The organism is Paenibacillus ehimensis NBRC 15659 (assembly GCF_004000785.1).
Taxonomy (GTDB): domain Bacteria; phylum Bacillota; class Bacilli; order Paenibacillales; family NBRC-103111; genus Paenibacillus_G; species Paenibacillus_G ehimensis.
The window spans coordinates 1-3,098 of sequence record NZ_BILX01000161.1 but is presented as its reverse complement, the minus strand read 5'-3'; the positions used below and the strand labels follow the sequence as shown (position 1 = coordinate 3,098).

Sequence of the window (3,098 nt, the reverse complement as noted above, 5' to 3'; positions counted from 1 at the left end):
GCCTCTGCTTATGAAGTGGGCATTGCTTTTGCAATGCCCAAGCCTATGCTTACGAAGATGGCATTGCTTTTGCAATGCCCGGAGGAGGACATCTCATGAAATTTAAACGAGTATGCTTGATTGTGCTTGATAGCGTGGGGATCGGCGAGCTGCCGGATGCCGCGCGTTTTAACGATACCGGCGCCCATACGCTCGGCCATATTGCGGAGCGCGTGCCGTCGCTGCGCGTGCCCCATATGCAGCAGCTCGGTCTCGGAAATATTGCCGGGCTGCAGGGTGTTGAACCGGTTGAACGCACAACCGGATATTACGGCAAAATGGCCGAAGTGTCGGTAGGCAAAGATACGATGACCGGGCACTGGGAAATTATGGGCCTCAATGTAACCGTTCCGTTCAACGTATTTCCGGAAGGCTTCCCGCCGGAGCTGATCGCCCGTTTCGAGCAGGAAACCGGGCGCAAGGTTATCGGCAATAAGCCAGCCTCCGGAACGGAAATCTTGGACGAGCTGGGCGAGGAGCAGATGAAAACCGGAGCTTGGATCGTCTATACTTCGGCGGACAGCGTATTCCAGCTTGCGGCGCATGAAGAGATCATTCCGCTGGAGGAGCTGTACCGTGCCTGCGAGATCGCCCGCAAGCTGACGCTTGAAGATCCGTATACGGTCGGCCGCGTCATCGCACGGCCTTATGTCGGGACGCCCGGAGCGTTCAAGCGCACGCCGAACCGTCACGATTATGCGGTGAAGCCGCCGGCTCCGACGGTCATGAACCAGTTGAAGGATGCGGGATTCGATTGCATCGCCGTCGGGAAGATCAACGATATTTTTGACGGCGAAGGCGTGACCCGTTCGCTTCCGACCAAAAGCAATCTCGACGGAATTCACAAGACGATTGACGTGATGGGAGAATCGTTCCAAGGGCTGCTGTTTACGAACCTTGTCGATTTCGACTCGCTGTACGGGCATCGCCGTGACCCGGAAGGTTACGCTATGGCGCTGAACGAATTTGACGAATGGCTGCCCAAGCTCATGGAACGGATCGGCGAGGACGACCTGCTCATTCTGACGGCCGATCACGGCAACGATCCGATTCATCACGGGACGGACCATACCCGCGAGTATGTGCCGCTTCTGATGTACAGCCCGGCGTTCGAAACGACGGGGACGGTCGGAGTCCGCAGCACGTTTGCCGATGTCGGCGCGACGGTTGCCGAAAACTTCGGGGTGACGGGAACAGGCAACGGCACCAGCTTTTTGAATGAATTGAAATAACAAATACATATTGCCGGGGAGGACGAATCGAATGAGCGATCAAACGACGCTGTTGAAGAACATGAAGGAAGCTGCGGAATATATCCGCGGCAAATATCCGCAGAAGCCGGAAATCGGCTTGATCCTGGGCTCCGGCTTGGGAGTCCTGGCCGATTTGGTGGAAGACGGGGTAACGATTCCTTATGAGGACATTCCGCATTTTCCGGTATCGACGGTGGAAGGTCATGCCGGAGAGCTGCTGCTTGGCAAAGTGGAAGGCAAGCACGTCCTGATGATGAAAGGCCGTTTTCATATGTACGAAGGATACGGCGTAGAGACGGTATCGTTCCCGGTCCGTGTCATGAAGGAGCTGGGCGTGGAGAAGCTGCTGGTGACCAACGCCGCCGGCGGCATCAACACGTCGTTCGAGGTCGGGGACCTGATGCTGATCCGCGATCATATTAACTTTACGTTCCGCAATCCGCTCATTGGACCGAACCATAGCGAGCTGGGCGTTCGTTTCCCGGATATGTCTGAAGCGTACAGCCGCCGTCTGCGCGAGACGGCAAAGGAGGTAGCGGCAGAGCAGGGGCTGAAGCTGCAGGAGGGCGTATACCTTGGGCTGCTCGGACCGTCGTACGAAACGCCTGCGGAAATCCGCATGATGCGGACGCTCGGCGGCGATGCCGTGGGCATGTCCACCGTGCCGGAAGTGCTTGTCGCGCGGCATGCGGGGATTGAAGTGCTCGGTTTTTCCTGCATCAGCAATATGGCGGCGGGCATCCTGGATCAGCCGTTGTCCCATGCGGAGGTTATGGAAACGACGGAGCGCGCGAAGCCGAAATTTCTTAAGCTCGTGCTCGGAATCATCTCGCGAATCTAGAATGTCATGGTGATTGGAACGGCGTCCGGCGTCAAGCCGCTGCCGAATTCGATTCGAAAGAGGGAGAAGAGATGGAACCGAATTACGTTGAACATATTCAAGAAGCGGCACAATGGATCAGCGACCGCATCGACCGGAGATCTTTAGATATGGGCTTGGTGCTCGGCTCCGGCCTGGGCGATATGGCTGCTCAGGTGGAGGACGCGATCGCCATTCCTTACGATAGGATCCCGCATTTTCCGGTATCTACGGTGGAAGGCCATGCCGGGCAATTTGTCATCGGCAAGCTGGAAGGCAAAAATGTCATCGTCATGCAGGGCCGTTTTCATTACTACGAAGGCTACTCCATGAAAAAAGTCGTCTTCCCGATCTACGTCATGAAGCAGCTCGGCGTTCAGTCGCTTGTCATTACGAACGCGGCAGGCGGCATGAACCGCGCGTTTCAAGCGGGAGATTTGATGCTGATCTCCGACCAGCTCAACCTGACGGGCGACAACCCGCTCATCGGAATCAATCATCCGGAGCTCGGTCCCCGTTTTCCGGACATGTCGCGGGCGTATACCCCGGAATTCCGCGAGCTCGCCAAGCGCATTGCTGCTCAAATGGGACAGGAGCGCGGCGAAGCGATCCGCCTGCAGGAAGGCGTATACGCGGGCATTAGCGGTCCGAACTATTTGCCTCCGGCCGAGCTGACCATGCTCGCGAACCTCGGCGGCGACGCTGTAGGCATGTCGACCGTAGGCGAAGTGATTGCTGCAAGCCACGCAGGCCTGAAGGTGCTCGGCATCTCCTGCATCACCGACATGGCGATCGGCGAAGAGCTGGAGCCGCTCACGCATGAGCAGGTAGTGGCGGTAGCGAACCGCACGAAGCCGATTTTCATCGAGCTGGTGCGCCGATTTGTGAAAGAAGCGCAAGCTTGATGTCTAAATGAAGCCAACCAAAAACCGCTTTCCTTCGATTGG

General features: G+C 57.0%; 3 protein-coding genes. All 3 read left to right on the top strand.

All coding sequences use genetic code 11. The annotated features are described in order from the left end of the window. Positions 1–95: 95 nt before the first annotated feature. The 3 genes from deoB to PEH01S_RS34000 all read left to right on the top strand — a co-directional run bounded on the left by deoB (position 96) and on the right by PEH01S_RS34000 (position 3,056). The gene (deoB, locus tag PEH01S_RS34010) at positions 96–1,271 is read left to right on the top strand and encodes a phosphopentomutase (RefSeq protein ID WP_127490433.1); all 1,176 of its coding nucleotides are present in this window, start codon (positions 96–98) and stop codon (positions 1,269–1,271) included. A 31-nt stretch (positions 1,272–1,302) separates the two neighbouring features. Continuing rightward, on the top strand, positions 1,303–2,133 hold the full coding sequence (locus tag PEH01S_RS34005) for a purine-nucleoside phosphorylase (RefSeq protein WP_025846507.1): 831 nt from the start codon (positions 1,303–1,305) through the stop codon (positions 2,131–2,133). Between the two features lie 71 nt (positions 2,134–2,204). Then, positions 2,205–3,056 (top strand): purine-nucleoside phosphorylase, encoded by an 852-nt coding sequence (locus PEH01S_RS34000; protein WP_025846505.1) that lies wholly within the window; start codon positions 2,205–2,207, stop codon positions 3,054–3,056. The last annotated feature ends 42 nt before the right edge of the window (positions 3,057–3,098 follow it).

Coding starts and splice junctions, on each gene's coding strand:
- PEH01S_RS34000 (WP_025846505.1), top strand. CDS start 2,205: ATGGAACCGAATTACGTTGAACATATTCAAGAAGCGGCACAATGGATC.
- PEH01S_RS34005 (WP_025846507.1), top strand. CDS start 1,303: ATGAGCGATCAAACGACGCTGTTGAAGAACATGAAGGAAGCTGCGGAA.
- deoB (WP_127490433.1), top strand. CDS start 96: ATGAAATTTAAACGAGTATGCTTGATTGTGCTTGATAGCGTGGGGATC.